21 protein-coding genes, 1 pseudogene and 1 riboswitch are annotated in these 18,451 nt (G+C 44.5%); of the genes and pseudogenes, 10 read left to right on the forward strand and 12 right to left on the reverse strand.

The genetic code is table 11. From position 1 onward, the window contains the following. Nucleotides 1-452: 452 nt before the first annotated feature. The 8 genes from AOQ32_RS03855 to AOQ32_RS03890 all read left to right on the forward strand — a co-directional run bounded on the left by AOQ32_RS03855 (nucleotide 453) and on the right by AOQ32_RS03890 (nucleotide 8,084). On the forward strand, nucleotides 453-1,331 hold the full coding sequence (locus tag AOQ32_RS03855; RefSeq protein WP_059393671.1) for a shikimate dehydrogenase: 879 nt from the start codon (nucleotides 453-455) through the stop codon (nucleotides 1,329-1,331). Further along, a complete protein-coding gene (gene aroD, locus AOQ32_RS03860; protein ID WP_059393672.1) occupies nucleotides 1,328-2,080 on the forward strand; it encodes a type I 3-dehydroquinate dehydratase in 753 nt (250 codons plus the stop codon). The genes AOQ32_RS03855 and aroD overlap by 4 nt, the downstream gene beginning before the upstream one ends. 12 nt (nucleotides 2,081-2,092) lie before the next feature. Continuing rightward, nucleotides 2,093-3,529, forward strand: a complete 1,437-nt coding sequence (locus tag AOQ32_RS03865) for an MFS transporter (RefSeq protein WP_059393673.1) — start codon at nucleotides 2,093-2,095, stop codon at nucleotides 3,527-3,529. A 163-nt stretch (nucleotides 3,530-3,692) separates the two neighbouring features. Next, nucleotides 3,693-4,862, forward strand: coding sequence for a chorismate synthase (gene aroC, locus AOQ32_RS03870; RefSeq protein ID WP_059393674.1), 1,170 nt, complete (start codon nucleotides 3,693-3,695; stop codon nucleotides 4,860-4,862). A gap of 9 nt (nucleotides 4,863-4,871) precedes the next feature. Next, nucleotides 4,872-6,158, forward strand: coding sequence for a 3-phosphoshikimate 1-carboxyvinyltransferase (aroA, locus tag AOQ32_RS03875; RefSeq protein ID WP_059393675.1), 1,287 nt, complete (start codon nucleotides 4,872-4,874; stop codon nucleotides 6,156-6,158). Nucleotides 6,159-6,163: 5 nt separating this feature from the next. Then, entirely contained in the window at nucleotides 6,164-7,021 is an 858-nt protein-coding gene (locus AOQ32_RS03880) for a prephenate dehydrogenase (RefSeq protein WP_059393676.1), read from the forward strand. Continuing rightward, the gene (locus AOQ32_RS03885; protein ID WP_059393677.1) at nucleotides 7,018-7,530 is read left to right on the forward strand and encodes a shikimate kinase; all 513 of its coding nucleotides are present in this window, start codon (nucleotides 7,018-7,020) and stop codon (nucleotides 7,528-7,530) included. The genes AOQ32_RS03880 and AOQ32_RS03885 overlap by 4 nt, the downstream gene beginning before the upstream one ends. Before the next feature lie 11 nt (nucleotides 7,531-7,541). Further along, entirely contained in the window at nucleotides 7,542-8,084 is a 543-nt protein-coding gene (locus AOQ32_RS03890) for a hypothetical protein (RefSeq protein ID WP_059393678.1), read from the forward strand. A gap of 60 nt (nucleotides 8,085-8,144) precedes the next feature. On the opposite strand, the gene AOQ32_RS03895 is transcribed toward AOQ32_RS03890, so the two are convergent. The 6 genes from AOQ32_RS03895 to AOQ32_RS03920 form a co-directional block, all read right to left on the reverse strand. Further along, nucleotides 8,145-8,423 carry a hypothetical protein gene (locus AOQ32_RS03895; RefSeq protein WP_059393679.1) on the reverse strand — a complete coding sequence of 93 codons (279 nt, stop codon included), beginning with the start codon at nucleotides 8,421-8,423 and terminating at the stop codon, nucleotides 8,145-8,147. Between the two features lie 148 nt (nucleotides 8,424-8,571). Continuing rightward, on the reverse strand, nucleotides 8,572-9,294 hold the full coding sequence (locus tag AOQ32_RS03900; RefSeq protein WP_059393680.1) for a gamma-glutamyl-gamma-aminobutyrate hydrolase family protein: 723 nt from the start codon (nucleotides 9,292-9,294) through the stop codon (nucleotides 8,572-8,574). A 140-nt stretch (nucleotides 9,295-9,434) separates the two neighbouring features. Next, the gene (locus AOQ32_RS03905; protein ID WP_047975489.1) at nucleotides 9,435-9,707 is read right to left on the reverse strand and encodes a hypothetical protein; all 273 of its coding nucleotides are present in this window, start codon (nucleotides 9,705-9,707) and stop codon (nucleotides 9,435-9,437) included. A 77-nt stretch (nucleotides 9,708-9,784) separates the two neighbouring features. Beyond that, nucleotides 9,785-10,348, reverse strand: coding sequence for a hypothetical protein (locus AOQ32_RS03910; protein ID WP_059393681.1), 564 nt, complete (start codon nucleotides 10,346-10,348; stop codon nucleotides 9,785-9,787). A gap of 200 nt (nucleotides 10,349-10,548) precedes the next feature. Continuing rightward, nucleotides 10,549-11,223 (reverse strand): hypothetical protein, encoded by a 675-nt coding sequence (locus tag AOQ32_RS03915; RefSeq protein ID WP_158531862.1) that lies wholly within the window; start codon nucleotides 11,221-11,223, stop codon nucleotides 10,549-10,551. Between the two features lie 228 nt (nucleotides 11,224-11,451). Beyond that, nucleotides 11,452-12,204, reverse strand: a complete 753-nt coding sequence (locus AOQ32_RS03920; RefSeq protein ID WP_059393683.1) for a 3-oxoacyl-ACP reductase — start codon at nucleotides 12,202-12,204, stop codon at nucleotides 11,452-11,454. A gap of 101 nt (nucleotides 12,205-12,305) precedes the next feature. Then, nucleotides 12,306-12,395, reverse strand: a riboswitch (TPP riboswitch). 196 nt (nucleotides 12,396-12,591) lie between these two features. On the opposite strand from AOQ32_RS03920, the gene AOQ32_RS08875 reads away from it, so the two are divergent. Together AOQ32_RS08875 and AOQ32_RS09045 are read left to right on the forward strand one after the other, a co-directional pair. Then, nucleotides 12,592-12,741, forward strand: coding sequence for a hypothetical protein (locus AOQ32_RS08875; protein WP_199504892.1), 150 nt, complete (start codon nucleotides 12,592-12,594; stop codon nucleotides 12,739-12,741). A gap of 30 nt (nucleotides 12,742-12,771) precedes the next feature. Continuing rightward, nucleotides 12,772-12,900 carry a hypothetical protein gene (locus AOQ32_RS09045; RefSeq protein ID WP_275542754.1) on the forward strand — a complete coding sequence of 43 codons (129 nt, stop codon included), beginning with the start codon at nucleotides 12,772-12,774 and terminating at the stop codon, nucleotides 12,898-12,900. A gap of 132 nt (nucleotides 12,901-13,032) precedes the next feature. Here AOQ32_RS09045 and AOQ32_RS03925 read toward each other — a convergent pair whose 3' ends face one another. The 6 genes and pseudogenes from AOQ32_RS03925 to AOQ32_RS08650 form a co-directional block, all read right to left on the reverse strand. Next, nucleotides 13,033-13,302 (reverse strand): NINE protein, encoded by a 270-nt coding sequence (locus AOQ32_RS03925; RefSeq protein ID WP_059393684.1) that lies wholly within the window; start codon nucleotides 13,300-13,302, stop codon nucleotides 13,033-13,035. Between the two features lie 244 nt (nucleotides 13,303-13,546). Beyond that, nucleotides 13,547-14,587 (reverse strand): annotated as a pseudogene (locus AOQ32_RS03930) (hypothetical protein); the annotation flags it as partial. Between the two features lie 17 nt (nucleotides 14,588-14,604). Beyond that, on the reverse strand, nucleotides 14,605-15,081 hold the full coding sequence (locus AOQ32_RS09050) for a glycoside hydrolase family protein (RefSeq protein ID WP_083994394.1): 477 nt from the start codon (nucleotides 15,079-15,081) through the stop codon (nucleotides 14,605-14,607). 424 nt (nucleotides 15,082-15,505) lie between these two features. After that, nucleotides 15,506-16,633, reverse strand: a complete 1,128-nt coding sequence (locus AOQ32_RS03940) for a site-specific integrase (RefSeq protein WP_059393687.1) — start codon at nucleotides 16,631-16,633, stop codon at nucleotides 15,506-15,508. 175 nt (nucleotides 16,634-16,808) lie between these two features. Continuing rightward, entirely contained in the window at nucleotides 16,809-17,126 is a 318-nt protein-coding gene (locus tag AOQ32_RS03945) for a hypothetical protein (protein WP_207657366.1), read from the reverse strand. Nucleotides 17,127-17,497: 371 nt separating this feature from the next. Next, nucleotides 17,498-18,451 (reverse strand): DUF5906 domain-containing protein (locus tag AOQ32_RS08650; protein ID WP_059393689.1); only part of this gene is annotated, 954 nt, incomplete at its 5' end.

The raw sequence follows: 18,451 nt of genomic DNA on the forward strand, positions 1-18,451 counted from the left end.
ATTTAAAAAATAAATTAGTCCAAGAAACAACAACTAATAACTAACCTTTTCCTCTTATATAGTCTATTATTTAGGCACCACACAAAATGAACGAAAAAAGAATAAAATGAGAAAAAGATGATAATAACTCTTGCAAAAACAAATTTCTTATGTTTTAATTAAAGCAACTTAACGGAAAGGGATTCCAACAATGAAAAAACCATCAGCACAAATGATGAGTCGTTATTATGGCTTTTATTACTTTAGATAGCACGTCCAATTCTCGATGCGGACGTGCTCAAGCGTACGCATCTAGGTAATAAAGTCATCTTTGTGTTGGCCGACTAGATGTAACACCTAGTCGGTAATCGATGGCAATCATGATGGAATCTTTTCTTTCTCACTGTGAGCAATCAGCCGACTAGGTCTTTACCTAGCCGGCTTTTTTATTTACATCAGAAAGGAAGAATCACATGACAAGAATTGATGGACACACCTACTTAATTGGCTTGATGGCCTACCCCATCCGCCACTCCATGTCACCAACCATGCACAACACCGCCTTCGAGGCCTTAAACCTGAACTTCGTTTACCTGGCTTTTGATGTCCCAGCCGAGAAGCTCAAGGATGGTGTCGCTGCTATCCGTACCTTAGACATGCGCGGTTCCAACGTTTCAATGCCCAATAAGCAGGCCATCATCCCCTACCTCGACAAGCTTGATATTTCAGCCGAGCTCAACCAAGCCGTCAACACCGTGGTCAATGATAACGGCGTCTTAACCGGTTACACCACTGACGGCGTCGGCTTCGTCACTGATTTAAAGAAAAAGGGCCATGAAGTTGCTGGAAAAAAGATGGTCTTGATTGGTGCCGGTGGCGCTGGAACACCTATTGCCACCCAATCCGCACTCGATGGCCTCAGCGAAATCAGAATCTTCAACCGCCACGACGGTCGGTTCGACCACGCACAAGAAACCGTCGACATCATTAATGAGAAAACCAATTGCCAGGCCAGCTTAACGAACCTCGCTGATCAAAGTGCTTTAAAAGAAGCCCTTGCTTGGGCCGATATCTTCTGTGATGCCACCGGCGTTGGCATGAAGCCATTGGAAAATCAAAGCCTTGTCGAAGACCCAACATGGTTCAAAAAGGACCTGGTCGTTTACGACACGGTTTACGCCCCAAGAGAAACCAAGCTCATGACCATTTCCAAGAACGCCGGCGTCGACCACGTTTACAACGGCTTGGGGATGATGATTGAACAAGGCGCAGCCGCCTTCAAACTTTGGACCGGCCAAGACATGCCAATCGACCTCGTCCAAGCAGCAATTGAGGAGAAGGACCAACAATGAAAACACTGACCTGTCACAATACCATCATCGGGGAAAACGACCAAAGTGCCATTGCCCTCCCCATTGTCGCCGCCAACCTAGATGATCTGAAGGAACAACTACCAGCAATCAAGGAAAGCCAACCTGATTTAGTCGAATGGCGGATTGACCACCTCGACCACACGCCAGAGTTAAAGGACTTAAAAGAGATTCGAGCCGCCCTAACGACTGGCTTGGGTGATCTTCCCATTATCGCCACCTTTCGAACACAGGGTGAGGGCGGTGCCATGCCACTTGAAGAAGCAGCTTACGGCGACCTCTTAGCTAAACTTGCTCAAAGTGGCTTTGACCTGATCGATGTCGAAGTTGACCACGACCAAAAAATGGTTGAAAAGGCCATCCAAGCCATCCATGATCAAAACCTTCAGGTCATCGCCAGTTACCACAACTTCCAATCCACCCCAACCAACGCCTTTTTACAAAATCAATTTGAAAAAATGGCCAACTTGAAGGCGGACATGGCCAAAATTGCTGTTATGCCAACAACCAAGGCCGACGTCTTACGCCTCTTAACCGCCAGCCAAACTGCTCAGGAAAGCCTAGCCATCCCCATCGTCACAATGGCCATGGGTGACCTTGGCAAAATCAGTCGGATTGCCGGTCAACTAAGCGGGTCAGCGATTACCTTCGCCAGCCTTGATGAATCCAGCGGATCAGCGCCCGGCCAGCTCACCATCGCTCAAATTCGTCAAATCTTTCAACTACTCTAAGGAGAAATCGTTATGCAAACTTCCCGCCTTCGTCTCAAAGCTGGCCTCTTCACCAACTACCTGGTCCACGGCTTTGGCATGATTATTCTGACCCAAAACCTGGTCACCCTGGCCCATCACTGGCAATCCACTTTAACAGTGGCTTCCTTTATCCTTTCCGGAATTGGTATCGGTCGCCTCATCGCCTACCTGATTATGGGCTTTATCTCTGACCGCTTTGGCCGCAAGACAACCCTCTTAATCGGAATGATGACATACCTGATTTTCTTCGTGGCAACACCGCTGAACCAATCGGTTGCCCTGGCCTATGGTTTGGCCATCTTGGCCGGTGTGGCCAACTCAGCCCTCGACTCAGCAACCTACCCACTTTTGGCAGAAATCAACCAAAACGGAACCAGTAACAGCGTCCTCTTGAAGGCCTTCATTTCCGTCGGTGAATTTATCCTGCCACTAATCGTTCTCTTCTTGGCCGAACAAAAGCTTTGGTTCGGTCTCTCATTCTTGGTCCCAGCTGCGATTTTGCTGGTCAACCTCGCCAACGTTCTCACGATTAATGTGAAGGACGCCAGAGAAACGGCCGCTATTGCAGAGACATCCGGTCTCAAGCTTGGCTTCGCTAAGAAATCAGCCTTGACCGCTGGCCTCTTCGTCTACGGTTACACCTCAATGGCCGTCATGATTTGGTTTACCCAGTGGATTACCATCTTCACTAAGAAAATTGACTTCACAGCCGCCATGGCCCACTTCCTCCTTTCCCTTTACAGCCTTGGTTCCATCAGCGGCGTCATCATCGTCGTGGTCTTACTAAAGCGCCTGACCATTAAAAAAGAACTCTTCCTCACGTTAAACGCCGTCTCATTACTGGCTATCACCACGATTACCTTGAGCACCAACGAAACAATTTCGGCCATCGCCGCCTTCCTCTTTGGTTTGAGCGCTGCGGGTGGCTTGATGCAAATCGCCTTGAACACCCTCTTGTCCATCTACCCAAAGCACAAGGGTATGTTAACAGGTCTCTTCTTTATTTTCGGCTCCCTGGCCTCCTTCTCGGTGCCAATCATTACCGGCCTAATTGTGAAGAACCCAAGCATCAACTTAATGGCCGGTGACATTCTGGTCGCCTTGGTCGGTCTGGCCGTCGCCGTGATTATGTTCTGGGCTTTGCCAAAGGAAAAGCGGGCGAATACCTCTTTAGCCGACGCACGAGAAGATATTAACCGCATTGATGCACAACTGATTGACCTCCTCGAACAACGCTTCGCCGCTGTCGATGATGTGCATAAGTTCAAACAAAATGGGCAAATTGCCATCAAAGACCTCGACCGCGAGCGACAGGTTCTCGACAATGTTGCCAAGAAAACCAAAAATAAGGACCTGGTGGCTTATAATCAAGACATTATCCAAACTATTATGGATAATTCCCGCAAGTACCAGGCATCACTGAAGTAAGAACGCACTGGTGGTTAACCCGCTTTCAACAACTCGCCGTCGCCATAACTACCATTATCATTGCAATAAGAACCAGATGACGACTAACTTGTTTTCACCCATTAGCCACCATCGTAACTACCATTACCAAGAATCAATCCAGATACAGAAAAGGAAAAACATTATGCTCACATACTTAACCGCTGGTGAATCACACGGACCGGAACTTTCAGGAATTTTGACGGGCATCCCCGCTGGTCTAAAACTCGATATTGACGAGATTAACGCTGCCTTGGCTGCCCGTCAAGGAGGATATGGCCGTGGTAACCGGCAAAAGATTGAGCACGATCAGGTCATCATCACTGGTGGTGTCCGCCATGGTAAGACGCTTGGTTCCCCAATTGCCTTAACAGTTAAAAATCGTGACCACAAGCAATGGTCTGAAATCATGAACCCCACCTCAGAAGAAACGCCAGAAAATACCCTGCGATCCGTTAGTCGCCCCCGTCCCGGCCACGCTGATTTGGTCGGTGGAATGAAGTATGGTCATCGCGACATGCGAAATGTTTTGGAACGGTCATCGGCCCGCGAAACAGCCATGCGAGTTGCTATCGGTAATATCTGCAAGCAGGTCTTGCAGGCCCTAAATATCAAGATTGTCGGCTACGTGGAAGCCATTGGCGGCATCCATGCCGAGGGGAGCCAACCCACGGATGTTGACCAAATTGAAAAGTTGATTGCCCAAAACGACTTGCGCCTTACCGAAGAGACCCAGGTAACAGCCATTCACGAATTAATTGATACGGCCAAGCGCAATGGCGATACTTTGGGTGGCGTCATCCGAGTGGTGGCTGAAAACGTGCCAGCCGGCTTAGGCTCTTATGTTTCCTGGGATACAAAATTAGATGCCAAGCTTGCAGCAGCCGTCATGGGGGTCAACGCCATGAAGGGTGTTGAAATCGGTGATGGCTTTGAAAATGCCGAACACCCCGGTAGCCAGGTCATGGACGAAATCGACTGGCAAGAAGGACAAGGCTTTTCCCGTAATTCCGATCACCTGGGTGGCTTTGAAGGTGGCATGACCAATGGCATGCCCGTCATTGTTAAGGCTGCGATGAAGCCCATCCCAACGCTGTACAAGCCATTGCAAAGTGCCGACATCAACAGCAAGGAAGTTAAAAAGGCCACGGTGGAACGCTCCGACACCACCGCGATTGTGCCCGCCTCAATTGTGATTGAAAGCGTGATTGCTATCGAATTGGCCAAGGCAATTACCGATACTTTCGATGGTAGCAACCTCGCCCGCTTGCAAAAGCAAATTGCGGACTACCGTCTCGAACTCAAGAATTTCTAAGGATAAATCATGGCAGAACAAGATCGAACAAAATTAACCGGACGCATCACCGTTCCCGGTGACAAGAGTATCTCCCACCGCAGCATTATCTTTGCGGCGATTAGCACGGGTGTGACAACAATTGATAATTTTTTGAAATCAGCTGACTGCCTGTCCACGATGCAGGCCTTCAAGGACTTGGGGGTCAAAATTGATGAACGAGACGGCCAGGTGGTTATCACAGGTGTTGGCTTAAAGGGGTTGACCCAAAGCAACCAGCCTCTGGACATGGGCAATTCCGGCACGTCAACTCGGTTGATTACCGGACTCTTGGCGGGTCAGGACTTTGATTCAAAATTGGTGGGAGATGCCTCACTTTCCAAGCGACCAATGGCCCGGGTCACCGACCCACTCAGCCAGATGGGAGCTGATTTTACCAGCACTGAGAACCACCTACCGTTAACGGTCTTCGGTCGCCCCCTCCATGGGATTCATTACCGCCTGCCGGTTGCCAGTGCCCAAGTCAAAAGTGCCATCATCCTTGCCGCCCTTCAAGCAACGGGTGATACCGTGATTGAGGAGCCAACGGCTTCAAGAGACCATACGGAACGGATGTTGGCTGCCTTTAGCCCGGCCAGCATTGACCGTGAGGACCACAAGATTACCATTCACCCTGGCCACCCTCTGACCGCCCAACACGTCACCGTTCCTGGTGATATTTCCTCTGCCGCCTTCTGGTTGGTTGCGGGTGCGATTGTGCCCGGTTCTTCCATTACGATTGAAAATGTTGGAATTAATCAAACGCGTACCGGGATTCTCTCAGTTCTCAAGCAAATGGGTTCACAACTGTCCATTCAAGAACGCCCCCAGGCCAACGAAGAAACGGAGCCCTCTGCTGATATTACCATTACAGCTTCGGCACTCAAGCCCTTTGAAATCGGCGCTGAAGAAATTCCCGCCCTTGTTGATGAAGTGCCCCTCTTGGCCCTCTTAGCAGCCAGAGCGGATGGCATCAGCCGCATTACCGGCGCTGAAGAATTACGCTTCAAGGAATCCGACCGGCTTGCGGTCGTGGCAGCAGAATTCCGGAAGTTCGGCATTGCCATTGAGGAATTACCTGATGGCTTCGTGATTGATGGCCGCAAGAGTTGGCAAGTGCAAAACACTGATTTGGACAGCCACCAAGACCACCGAATTGCAATGACCCTCAAAATTGCTTCCCTACTAGTTCCAGAGGACGTGACGATTCGAGACTTTGATGCCGTTAATATTTCTTACCCCAGCTTTTTAGCTGACTTGCAACGATTAAGGAGTTGATCAAATTGAAAACTGTCTTTATCAACGGGTTAGGGCTGATTGGGGCCACCATGGCCAGGATCATCAAAGCCGCTAACCCGGCCACAACCATTATTGCTTTTGATCCAAAACAAGAAAATATCACCACGATGGTGGACGATGGCGTCGTTGATTCGGCCGTCGACTTTGAAACGGGAGCCAAGCAGGCTGATTTAATCATCCTCGCCACACCCGTTTCCGGCATCTGCTCGAGCCTACGCCAATTGGCCGAGCTTGATTTGAAATCAGATGTCCTCGTGACCGACGTCGGCAGCAGCAAGGAAAACATCCTAGCTGCCGCTGAGCCGCTCATGAACCATGGTGTTCAATTCTTAGGCGGCCACCCGATGGCCGGCTCCCACCTAACAGGAAGCAAGAACAGTCGGTTAGACCTCTTTGCTAATCATAGCTTCTTCTTGGTGAATGGGAACGCCAGCCCAGCCGCTATCAAGAAATATCAGGCGCTCTTGGCTCCTGGTCAGCTGCACTTTAGCTCTCTAACTGCTAAGCAACACGACCAACTCGTTTCAGCCACGAGCCACCTGCCCCACATGGTCGCCTTTGCCTTGACCAACACCATCATTCCGGAGGTTGATGACATGGCCATCGACCCTGGCATCCCTTCCGGTGGCCTCTTAGACACCACGCGGATTGCCAAGGCAGACCCTGACATGTGGACCGCTATTTTCACGAGCGAACGCGCTGATTTATTAGCACAAATTGATCAATTTCAAAAGCAACTAACCCGGTTACGGACCGCCATCGCGGTTGATGACCAAGACAGTATTCATGATCAACTACAGGCCGCCAATGAGGCCCGCCTACGATTGGAGGAAAAGCGATGAGAATTACTTTAATTGGCTTTATGGGTTCCGGCAAAACCACCGTTGCCCAAGAACTCAGCCAACAGTTGGCCTTACCAAACAACGATCTCGATACCCTCATTGAGCAGGCTGCGGGCTTGACCATTCCCGCCTACTTCGAACAATTTGGCGAAGCCCACTTTCGCCAACTCGAACAAAAAGTCTTAGCCGAGGCCCTGAGCCTGGAAGGCATTCTGTCAACTGGCGGTGGCACCCCGGTTCAGGTCAGCAACCAAGACTTACTGAAAAATCAGGACAGCCCCGTTATCTTCTTGGATGCAAATGACCAAACCATTACCACCCGCCTCTTGGCCGATGGGGTTGCTAGTCGCCCACTTTTCCAGCAACTGGGGATGGACGGCCTGCTAGAACTTAAGCTGGCGCGCCAACCAATTTACGAAAAAATTGCCAGTGAAATCATTACCGTCGATGGCAAACAACCGGCTGAAATCGCCGAAGAAATTATTCATGCAATCAACGTCAGCATTTAGGAGGATTGACGATGGCTACTATTCATACCTTAGGACCAAAAACAACCGACAGCTATAAGGCCGCAAAGCACCTGCAAGATGAGGACCCTGACTATCAGGGTCTCACGATTACCCTGCATGAGAACTTTGAGGACGTCTACCAGCACCTGACTGATTTTATCGGTGATTATTTTTTGGTCCCAACCGCCTACCAATCGGACGATGGTGACAGTTGGACAAGAAATAACTACCGTTACCTCGATCACCTGACGATTCAGACGACCTTTGCTTTGCCAACTATGCCGATGTTGTTAACGGAAAACCAAGCGTTGAAAAACAAAAAAGCCATCCTCCATCCGGCAACGACGGAGCTAATTCATCAATACATGATTGACAGCCACCAAAATCTGGCCGTTGACTTCGTGCCCAGCAAGCCACTGGCACAGACAGCCTTTGAGGAAGGCAACTACCAATACGCCATCTTCAGTAAGCAATCCTTCCTTCCCCATGATTCACTGACCATCATCAAGGAATACCACCCCGAGATGGTCTGGTGCCTTTATCAAATCAAATAAAAAATCAGCATCCGCTCATACAAAAAGACCGACTTTTCAGTCGGTCTTTTGTTTATTATTTTATTTGGCAGCGGAATGTTTTCTTTTGGACTGATTTTTGAAATAAAAATAAACCAGCCAAAGAACCATAAAGACGGTAAAGTATACCAGCATATCCCAGGTTCCCGTCACAACATTGCTCATTGAACGAGCATCGCGTTCGGTTTCAATCCGAATTCCTAGTGCTGTTTCTGTCACTCCGCTTTGGGAAATATTAAACATTGCAACAAAGAAATCCATCAACAGCAGTCCCATAAAAATGAGTCCACCCTTCGTCACCGGCCATAAATATTTTTGCATTCTAATCACCTCATTGCTATTAAATTTGGTTTTCGCTTGCCACCATTATAAGCAATTCAGTTTGCAAAATTTATTCCCATTTGGCATAAATTTACGGGCCTCAGTATTGTAAAATTAAGGGTTTATCCCTGCATTTATAATCGTTCAATTAGGCCTTTTTTTCAGCCACCAAAGCAAAGAAATCCTGGAAAAGCTTTTCCTGATTTTCATGGTCAGACCAAAAAGTTTCCGGATGCCATTGAACGCCATAAACGGCCAAATCAGGATTTTCAATCGCTTCAATCACGCCATCATTAGCCCGTGCAGTGACCTTGAAACCGTCCGCGACCTTTTTCACCGCTTGATGGTGCTTGGAGTTCACGAAGGGGTGAGTCCCCTGCGACTTGGACACAAAGCTACCCTCTTCCACGTTGACGAAATGAGTTGGGAAAGCTGAATCCGGCACCTGTTCGTGGCGAATGGCTTCTTGCTCATATTGTGAGGGCAAATCTTGATAGAGCGTCCCACCAAAAGCAACATTAATGATTTGAATACCACGGCAAATTCCAAAAACAGGTTTATTCTGCCGAACACTTTCCTCGATGACCGCCTTTTCAAAATCATCGCGTGGCACATACGTTACGCCAATGTGCTGGTGCGGATCTTCACCGTAAAGGTGCGGTGAAACATCCGGTCCACCTGGAATGATAATGGCATCCACCATCCCGACCATTTCTTTCGCCATTTCTGGCTTAGCAATTGGCAAAATCATCGGAACCACGTCGTTTTTAACCAAGACGTCCACTAGGCGCTTTTGAACGTAATCAGCTAACTTCAATCGGCTCGGGGCTGTTTGTTGCATATTTGCATCTGCTGTAATACCAATTTTCATCAATCCGTCCTCTTTTCAAGTAGAATAAGTAATTTTGATTATAGACCAGTTGGGAGAAAAAGGAAAATGTTACTAAAAAATCAGTAGATAGCAAAAAAAAAGACGACCTTTCAGTCGTCCTTATCAAAGTCATATTTAAATTATTTTGAATCGCTTTGTTCTGCTTCATCGCTAATGTCTCGACGACCAAAGCCCGTATCCGGTTGATCATCAACAACCCGTCGCTTTCCACTGCGGACAATATAGACGATAACTGCCGCGATAATCAATGAAAAAATCCAATGATGGAGGAAGAAACTCAACACTAACAAAATACCAACTAAAATTAAAAAGTATGAAAATACATTTAAAGTGAACCGGAAAAGTGAAACAATTCCCCAAATCACTAATATTAAGCCAAATAATAAGAACACGTTTTATACCTCGTTCAATATACTAATCGTAACTTTATTGTAACGTGAATAGATTAAGCGGGGATATAATAACGCCTTTATCGCTCCTGACTCACCAAGTAGTCCTGGTAGGCCTGCCGGTTTTGCTTCACGCATTTTTTCAACAATTTTTCAAAATAATCAGCTGGACTTGTTCCAATCACAGGATTTTCTCGCCGACTGAGAGTTGTATGAACAAAATCACCATCATCAAAATCCAAAAAGTTTGCCGCAATGGTCTTAGTCTCTTCGGTTTCCGCAACCACTTCATAGTGCTCAATTTCATCAAAGTTTTCAATGAAATAAAGGTTGCCGTCGGCATCAGCATGGTCCAAGTCGTAAAACAGGTACTCCGTCTTCACGTCAATAAAGAGACCGTCGCCGAGGTTTAAAGCATTTTCATCCTCGAATTGCTTCTTTAAATAGTCATGAACCTCTTTTGGCGTGTGAACATCAAAATCAAAGTTATTATCATTCTGCTGATTTTGCTCAGCCAATGCTTGATTAACTTCTCGCTTCAGCATTGCCCGAATGATTCGACGGCGTCGTGCTAAATGGTGTGCCTTCACAATTGCAGTCAAAAACAGCAAACCAATGATAGTCAATGAAACCAAGAAAAACATTCTAACTCTCCCAAACAATTAAAAATCAGGACATTTACAGACCTGATGTTCAACTGGACCTAATAGATTTTGTACCAACCTTTTAAAACTAGATCGGTAACTGACTCCATTAGTTTAACTCTCTTGTTGTCAGTTTGTCTATCATTCTAATAACAATTTGTAGAACTTATGTTCGGCCGTAAAAATAAAACGCACAATCATTAATGGCTCGTCCCAGCAATTCCTTGCTGGTCATCGCTTTGAAGTGGGCTAGCCTCTGGGTGCACAGCAGAAATTTGTTGTGCCAAGATACCTTCAAAATAGTCGGCCGGACTAACACCCAAAACATCATTTGTAGCCTTACTTAATTCAATATCGGCAAAGTTGTACCGGCCCATATCTGCAAAACGAACGCCAATCACCTTGTTCTCCGTCGTTTCTTCGCGTACCTTGTATTCCTGCACAGCAGAAAAATCTTCTAGTAAGTATTTCTGGCCACGCATTTCTGAGTCACCTAAATCAAGAAACATCTGTTCATTTTTTGTATCAATAAACAGACCATCCCCCATGTTTAACGGATGAATTTTTTCCATCTGTTTCCACGCTTGGTCACGTTGTTCAGCAGGTGTTAACGCAACTGGCTGAGCGATTGGTGTTTCAACATCAGTATCATCGGCCACTGCTGGGCTGATTTCTACAGTATTTTCAGCGTCTGCTTGATCTGCCGCACTTTCATCATCAGGATGACGTAAACCATAAATCCAAGCAGAAATCAGAATCGCCGCAATTACCAGAATAGTCAATAAGATACCCGTCTTGTGGTCCAAAATAAAGTTCAAAATATTCAAGGCAATATAAAGCAAAATCAGGTATGGCAGCATTTCAATAATTTTCATCGAAAGCCAAAAAGAAAACCATATCCCAATCAGCAAAATTGCAATCAAGCCAATAATAACCATTGTTATTCCTTCTCTCTAAAAAAATTATTTGATGGCTAACAATCAGCCGTCAGTAGTATCTACTCCTGATTTTAACGCTAATGATTCTAGTTTACCTATTACACTTTGCTTTCTTTTTGACAAAAAAAGCAATGCCCGTCTTGGACATTGCTGAATGTACTTCAATTAGTTCATTGTCAAACCGCCGTCAACCGTCACGTTTTGTGCCGTTAACCCCCGGCCCTGATCACTACCAAGGAAGAGAACAGCCTTGGCAACATCACTTGGTTCCGTCACCTTTCGCAGCGGCGTTGTCTGCTTAATGTAGTCAAACACTTCTGGCGTTGTGACCGCACTGGCATCCGTTGTTTGCAAAAGACCACCCGAAACCATATTGACGTTGATTCCAAATTCACCCAAATCAACTGCCAAATTACGGGTAAAACCAATCATGGCAGCCTTGGCCGTGGTGTATTCATGGTAAGCCACAACGGGATTTTGGAATAAATTAGTCCCAATATTAACCACTTGTCCAGCTTTTTGCGAAATCATTTGTGGCAAGGTACTTTGGGTCACATTAAAGGCTCCCTTCAATGTACCATCGATTTGCTCCTGATAAGAGTCCCAAGTCAAATCCTTAAAGGGTTTCTGTGCCACTGGATCAAATTTAAAGTTGATGAGGGCGTTGTTCACAACCGTATCAAGTGAACCAAATTTAGCAACGGCCTGTTGGACCATTTGATCAACCTCGGCTCGATTCCGGACATCAGCTTGAATGGCCACGGCACGGTCAGGTCCGATTTCCGCTACCAATTCTTCGGCCTTCTCCTGACTATGGTAATAATTAATCACTACCTGAAAGCCATCTTTTGCGAAAGTGCGTGCAATTTCCGCTCCCAAACCTCGGCTACTTCCCGTAATCAAAACTGTTTTCGACATTCCTCTACCTTTCCTTTTAGAAAGGCATCTCAACGACTGACCTTATGCCGTTTGCTGCAAATAAAAAGGTGCTTTCTTGATAGAAAGCACCACTAAAAAATTCATTAGCAATGACACTTTCCTCCGCTAGTACTAACTAGTTCAGGTTCAAAGGGTTCTTCTCAGTCAAATCGACGCCCCTAGCGTTGCTTATATTTTACCATATGAAATCAGCCGTCAACCATATTTTAGACTGATTTTAAAATCAAACATTTAACGGCTTGATAATGACTGATATGCCAGCCCAAATCCTTCAAATTTCATAAAAAATCAGCTCCTATCATTGAAAAATGTGTCGCTTTACTTACAATGAGGATAGAGAGTTGATTTAAAGAACGGAGGGAACCTATGAAAACAAAGGTCATCACCGCTAGTACTGCTAGAGGCTTTGAACAAAATTTAAATGCCGCTATCAGCAATTTAGAAGCTCAGGGACATGAGGTCATAACGATTTCACCCTGGTCCCTTACCTATCGCGCCATTATTTTATATAGGTAACCTGCTTTTGTATAAAGGAAAGGTATTCTGATGAACAATAAAAACAAAGAAGACGAAGACCAGCAACCACGAGACACGCTTTACACGCGCCCATGGTTCGTTATTATCGGAATCATCGCTGTGCTGAGCATGGTGGGTTACGTTGCCCTACTGGGTTGAACTAACTGCTACTAATACTAAATCACAGCATTTAATAATCCGCTTTAATAACATCAAATAAAACCCACCGTTCAGTAACGGTGGGTTTTATTAGTTAGTAGCTATCAACTATCTTTTTCACGAAAATAACTTTTAGTTGGCGTAACGACCGTTAATAAATGTTAATTCATTGCTATGGTTGTTTGATCCATAGGCTTTTACAAGCGCAATCACAAAATCGACAAAGGGCCAAATACCCAAAGTAATCCATGAGCCGATGAAAAGCTTGAACAGCCCTAGACCGATTTGTCCTCGAATAAAGCGGTCAACACCAAATTCACCGACCAAAAAGTTGCAAATCCAAACAAAGACATGCTTGTTTACAGTGTTAATCTTTGCGTTACCATCGTATACAGTATCCATATATTTTTCCCCTTATGTTTCAAGTAATTCAATCAAAAATGTCCAACTACAATTTTATCATTAATTTTACTTTAGTTACATAGAAGATGTCGTTTTGAAGACGATATTTTCATAAAACAGATTAAAAAGATTTTGATTAATGACTAATTCGTTGACCCTAACCATATTTTTAGCGCAATCAGTTAATTCCAAATTATTTTAATTAACATTCCGAAAACCAAATATATTTAGCCAATCAAATTCGTCATCTATAATCATATTCCTTACAATTAACCGATACTGGCATATTTCCACCTTGCAATGACAAAGTAGTTGACCGATTGTTTTTCTTCCCCCACTTAAGCAGTGTATAAACCTGGTGTGAGTCAGTAAATTCAATTTCAATTGATTTGGTATCGAAATAAATAGTCAAATGCGTATCTGTTAATCCTGGTTTTCCATAGGTAATATTTTTAGTTTCAGCATTGTAAGTAGAATTATTGAAATTCCCTTTCATGCTTCTTTTGGTTCTAATCCAACCACCGTTGATGTCAAACATCAGTGTCGAAATGTTGTCATCTTGCCGAACGTCAACAACAAATACTCCTCCTGGTTGACCACCTTGTATGTCAAAATCAACCACCTTGCTGTTATCAATCGTTCTCAAATATTCTCCACCTGATGGAATATCATGATAAACATTGTAGTCATCATTTGTTGGGAAAGTGCGGTCGACCACATCACGAACGAAAAGTTGCAAAGAATAACCAGACGGTACTGAAGCGTCTTTAACCATTTTGATATCACGAAACAAAGCACATGTCGTGCCTTTTTTCGTTTGATTTCCGTCAATGCCAATAACCTTCTCATTAGCATAAGCCCAGTTATTGACCCACGAACTAGTAATCAAAGTCTGTTCATCCACCTTGCCAAAGTTTGATCCATAATAGTCAGTCCCTAGGTCAATTCTAACTGGCAATGTCTGATCGTTTTGCTTGGTAAAGATGCCACTACTGTCAATTGAGCCAATCAAATAACTCGTTCCAGTTGTGTACCCCCAGTTATAATCATTAGCGCCAACAAATTGAACCGCGTGACGAGTGCCATCATCTGCCATCATTGTGACAACATAAGGACATTCAACGATACCGTGGTCCTTCCCATCCAAAAAGGCATCAGGGTTCCATGACGTACTGCCAATATAACTCCAGTTTTGGCCATCTGTTGATGAATAAGTACCGACTTTGTCTCCCTCAGCCATATACATCACCCATTGACCATTGTATTTCATCACATATGGATCACGAAAATCAGGATAATTATCTAAACCGCTAAATCAGATAGAGGTTGATAAGAGTGCCCATTGTCTTTTGAAATCGCCGCCCAAATTGATTGCTCACCGCAATTTACCGCACCGTAACTTGAAAAGAAAGCTACGAAATCCCCATCGGTTGTTCCAGCAATTGAGCCATCACTAATCACAACAGAACCAGTAGCAACTGAGCCCCATTTAACTGTTGGGTCTAATTTTCGTGATTTAATCGCAATATCTGAATCATTCACCCAGTGTGTCCCATCAATTGAAGTTGCATGTTGCCAATTCGAGTTCCCTATTTCATTGTTAATGCCCCAAGTTGGTTCGTTCAGATAGTAAACATGCCAAAGTCCACTACGATCTTGAAAAATTGACTGCATATCATCCATAAAACCAGCAGGATTTTCCAAGTGGTGTTCCTGGTTATAACTAGGGTCTGTCTGTGGTGTATAATTTACTGTTTTAAATGTATTAGAATCGCACATGTCTAACTCCCACTTTACTTTTAGTTACCCACTTTTAAAATGATTATTTGTTACCCATCTATTCGTTAACTAAAGATACAATGATTATTATCATGTTCAGCCAAATCCTGGATAATATCAAGGTCATTTTTGACAATTTATAACTTCGATCCCCCCTTTTTGGGGGCTTTTTTTGGGGCAAATTTGGGGCAAATTATCAAAAAAGTGTCCTATGAGGCAAATTTGGGGCAAATTTTCGACTTATTTTGAAAGACTTTGCTAGACATTAAAACCGTATGAAAACGTTGATATATAGCCATTTAAAAAGAAAAAAAAGCTATACGGTGCGTGTTAGCACCGTATAGCTTGATATAGCCCCAGAGGGAGTCTATTTATCCCTCATATATCAACGTTTTAGAGTTTATCCGCTACTTTATCCGCTATTTTATTCAATTAACCCCGCTAATATCTCGGGTGTGTCGTCGCTTGCTCGCTTGGTTATATCGCTATAAATGTTTAATGTGATTGAGGCGTCTGCATGGCCTAAATAGGTCTGTACCTGTTTGACCGTTGCCCCTCTATCTAGCGCTAATGTCGCCCATGTATGTCTTAGCTTGTGCATAGACAACCCAACGGCCACTCCATAGCGCTTGCTTACCTCGTGTAGCCATTTATTCGGTCTTAATATCTGTAATGGCTTTCCTTGGTTGTTAAAAACAAAATCAACCTTTTTAATATAGTTGCTAAACTCGTACCACCTAGCCAAGGCTCTCATCATGTTATGATCTATTTTTAAAGTTCGCCGACTCGTTTCAGACTTAGGAACTTTTATATATGTTCCGCCACCTATTCCACGGCCTAAGGCCTGCTCTATGCTAATGTAATTATTTTTAAAGTCTACATGCTTCCACTGTAAAGCTAGTACTTCCTCGGTTCTCATCCCCGTGAAAGCAACCAACCTTAACAGTGTGTACGCCTGCCTATTTACATGGCAATACTGGCCATCCAGTACCTCTATAAACTTTTTAAATTCCTCAACATCTAAAAACTTCGGCAAGCTACTTTGTTGCTTCCGTTGTCGTGGCATATCTACCTTGCTAAAAGGGTTTGCGTCAATCATCCCCAATTTAACCGCCATATCTAGCAAACGCCTTAAATATCCGACTGCCTTGCGGTAGTAGATTATTTTCTTTTGTAGTGTGTTAATATATTTCTGTAATGATATGGGTGTTATGTCGTTTACTAGCACATTGCCCCAATCAGGCAGAATATAAAGCCTAAAGATTCTTAGTGTTTTGTTTAGTGTACTTTCCTCTACAGTGTTTTGATAGGTTTCTAGCCACATTTCATAAAGCTCCCTGACAGTAAAAACTGTTTTGGGGGCTTTTTCGTTGTATTGACTTTGTCCGTTGCTAAATAACGTTACTTCATTGTTAAACCATGCTGTCGCCTCACGTCTGCTTGTAAAGCCTCGCTTTTGTACCTTCTTTCTTTTTCCGTTGGGCTGTAGTCCTAAATAGCCGACTACTTCCCACGCTTTGCCTTTCTTCGTTTGCACCTCTTTTAATTGCATACCACTGCCTCCATAGCACCCCAGCTATGTACAAAAGGGCAAAATAGGGGGATGTCATGAAAAAAGGCGTGCGTTTTGACCGTCACTGACAGCCCATGAACGTCACGCCTCTTATTTTGCCACCATCTTGTCCCTTTGTACAATGTAACAGCTTGTATTACTTTCTCCTATCAACTCATGAGCTTAAACGTTCATAGGTTTCTGTTGCTTTCTTCAGTTTTTTATCAGCTTTCTCTAGAATGATTTGACGGCTAGTATTGGCATTTACTAGTCGTGCCTTTTCTGCGTCCGATAATTCCCTAAGCCTTACCTGACCAGTCGAGATATTTTCAATGTCATAGCCAATCATGGCTAAAAGGTCTTCTGCAATATCGCTTTTAGCGTCAGCATGGATCGCTTTGTTTTCGTATATCTTTGAGTAGTAGCGGTAAAATATCGCACTTTGGTAATACCTATTTATTTGCCACTTTTGGAAAAAGATAATTCCAGCCATAACTACCAGTAAAATTGCTATCAAAATGTTCATCGTATTCCTTTCTTACTTTGGGTCAAAATGTGCCGTTTTTTGTGTCACTTTAAAAATCGCTGTATCTATTGTGGCTCTAAGCGTAAAAGCTATTTGTGTCGGTTTGTGTCGGTTTTTCGCCACTTCTCTTCCCTATATATGTTTCTATTACCTCCCTCTCTCTTTATTCAATTACCTTTCTATATACTCAAAACATAACACTTATAACACAAAATATAGTTAAGACTTAGAGTAACAAGGGGTTTCAGGTTTCAACTTTGGACACATTCGTGGCACGGTGACGCCTCTTGACGTCTCCTGACGGTTGGCCTCTGACACGGGAACGTGCACAATCGCCCTTAAACGTACTTTTCTAGGTCTAAACCTAGCCAGCTAAATTGTGGATTATTTGAGTCTCCCTCTGGATGAAGGCGGGTTCGTGTCTCTAAATACCCATTTTGTGCCACTTTTGTGTCAAAACTCTTCTTGCTCATTTTCGACTCAATTTTATTATCCCTTAGCCAATCTTCAAACCTTGAAAAAGCAACTCGTTTCGATATTCCACCGGTATATCCTTCTTCTGTTTCTCGCCGTGCTTCTAGTAAGAAAGAGCTAACTAGGTCTTGACTGTTCGCCCAGTCTTTCGTGGTTTCTTCAATTTCATTACTAACCGTCAGCTTCATGTTAGCCTTGGCTTCTTGAAAGGCAGTAATGCACTCAATAGCAAAGCCTCCTAGTTCGTTAATTGCCTCTGACTCATTCCACAAGCTTTCACGGTGCTTGGCCTCTCGTGGATTGTCTCGTACTTTCGGCGCAACTACTGGCACTAAGTGCATGCGCTGGACTAAGGCAGAGCTAACCGATAGCTTAGGCTTGTTATTGCTGGCAAAGATAAGTAAGGCATAGAGCTCAACACTAATTGAGTTCGATCCTTTACCCTCGACTTCTACCAAGTCGCCCCCTGATAGAGTTTTAAGAGCGTCTGGCATGTCGATACGGGTGTCGGGGATGTCTAGGTGGATATTAGCTAACTTCCCAATCAGGTCAACCGTCCCAAAGCGGGCGCTCTTGCCATTACTACCCGTTAATGTGTCAATGTCCTTAGCTGTGATGTTAGCCTGCCCTATCAAAGGCTTTACAATCTTATCCACAAAGTAGCTTTTGCCACTGCCACCCGTTTCATCTAACAAAATTGTGATGGTGTTAAAGGTGTGCTGTTCGGGTATAAAGGCATAGCCAATAATCTCCTTCAGATACTGCCAAGAATTGCCAAACAGGTATGCACCCCAAGCGTTGATATTCGGGGATGCTTG

It is taken from the genome of Fructobacillus tropaeoli (genome assembly GCF_001047135.2).
Classification (GTDB): Bacteria; Bacillota; Bacilli; order Lactobacillales; family Lactobacillaceae; genus Fructobacillus; species Fructobacillus tropaeoli.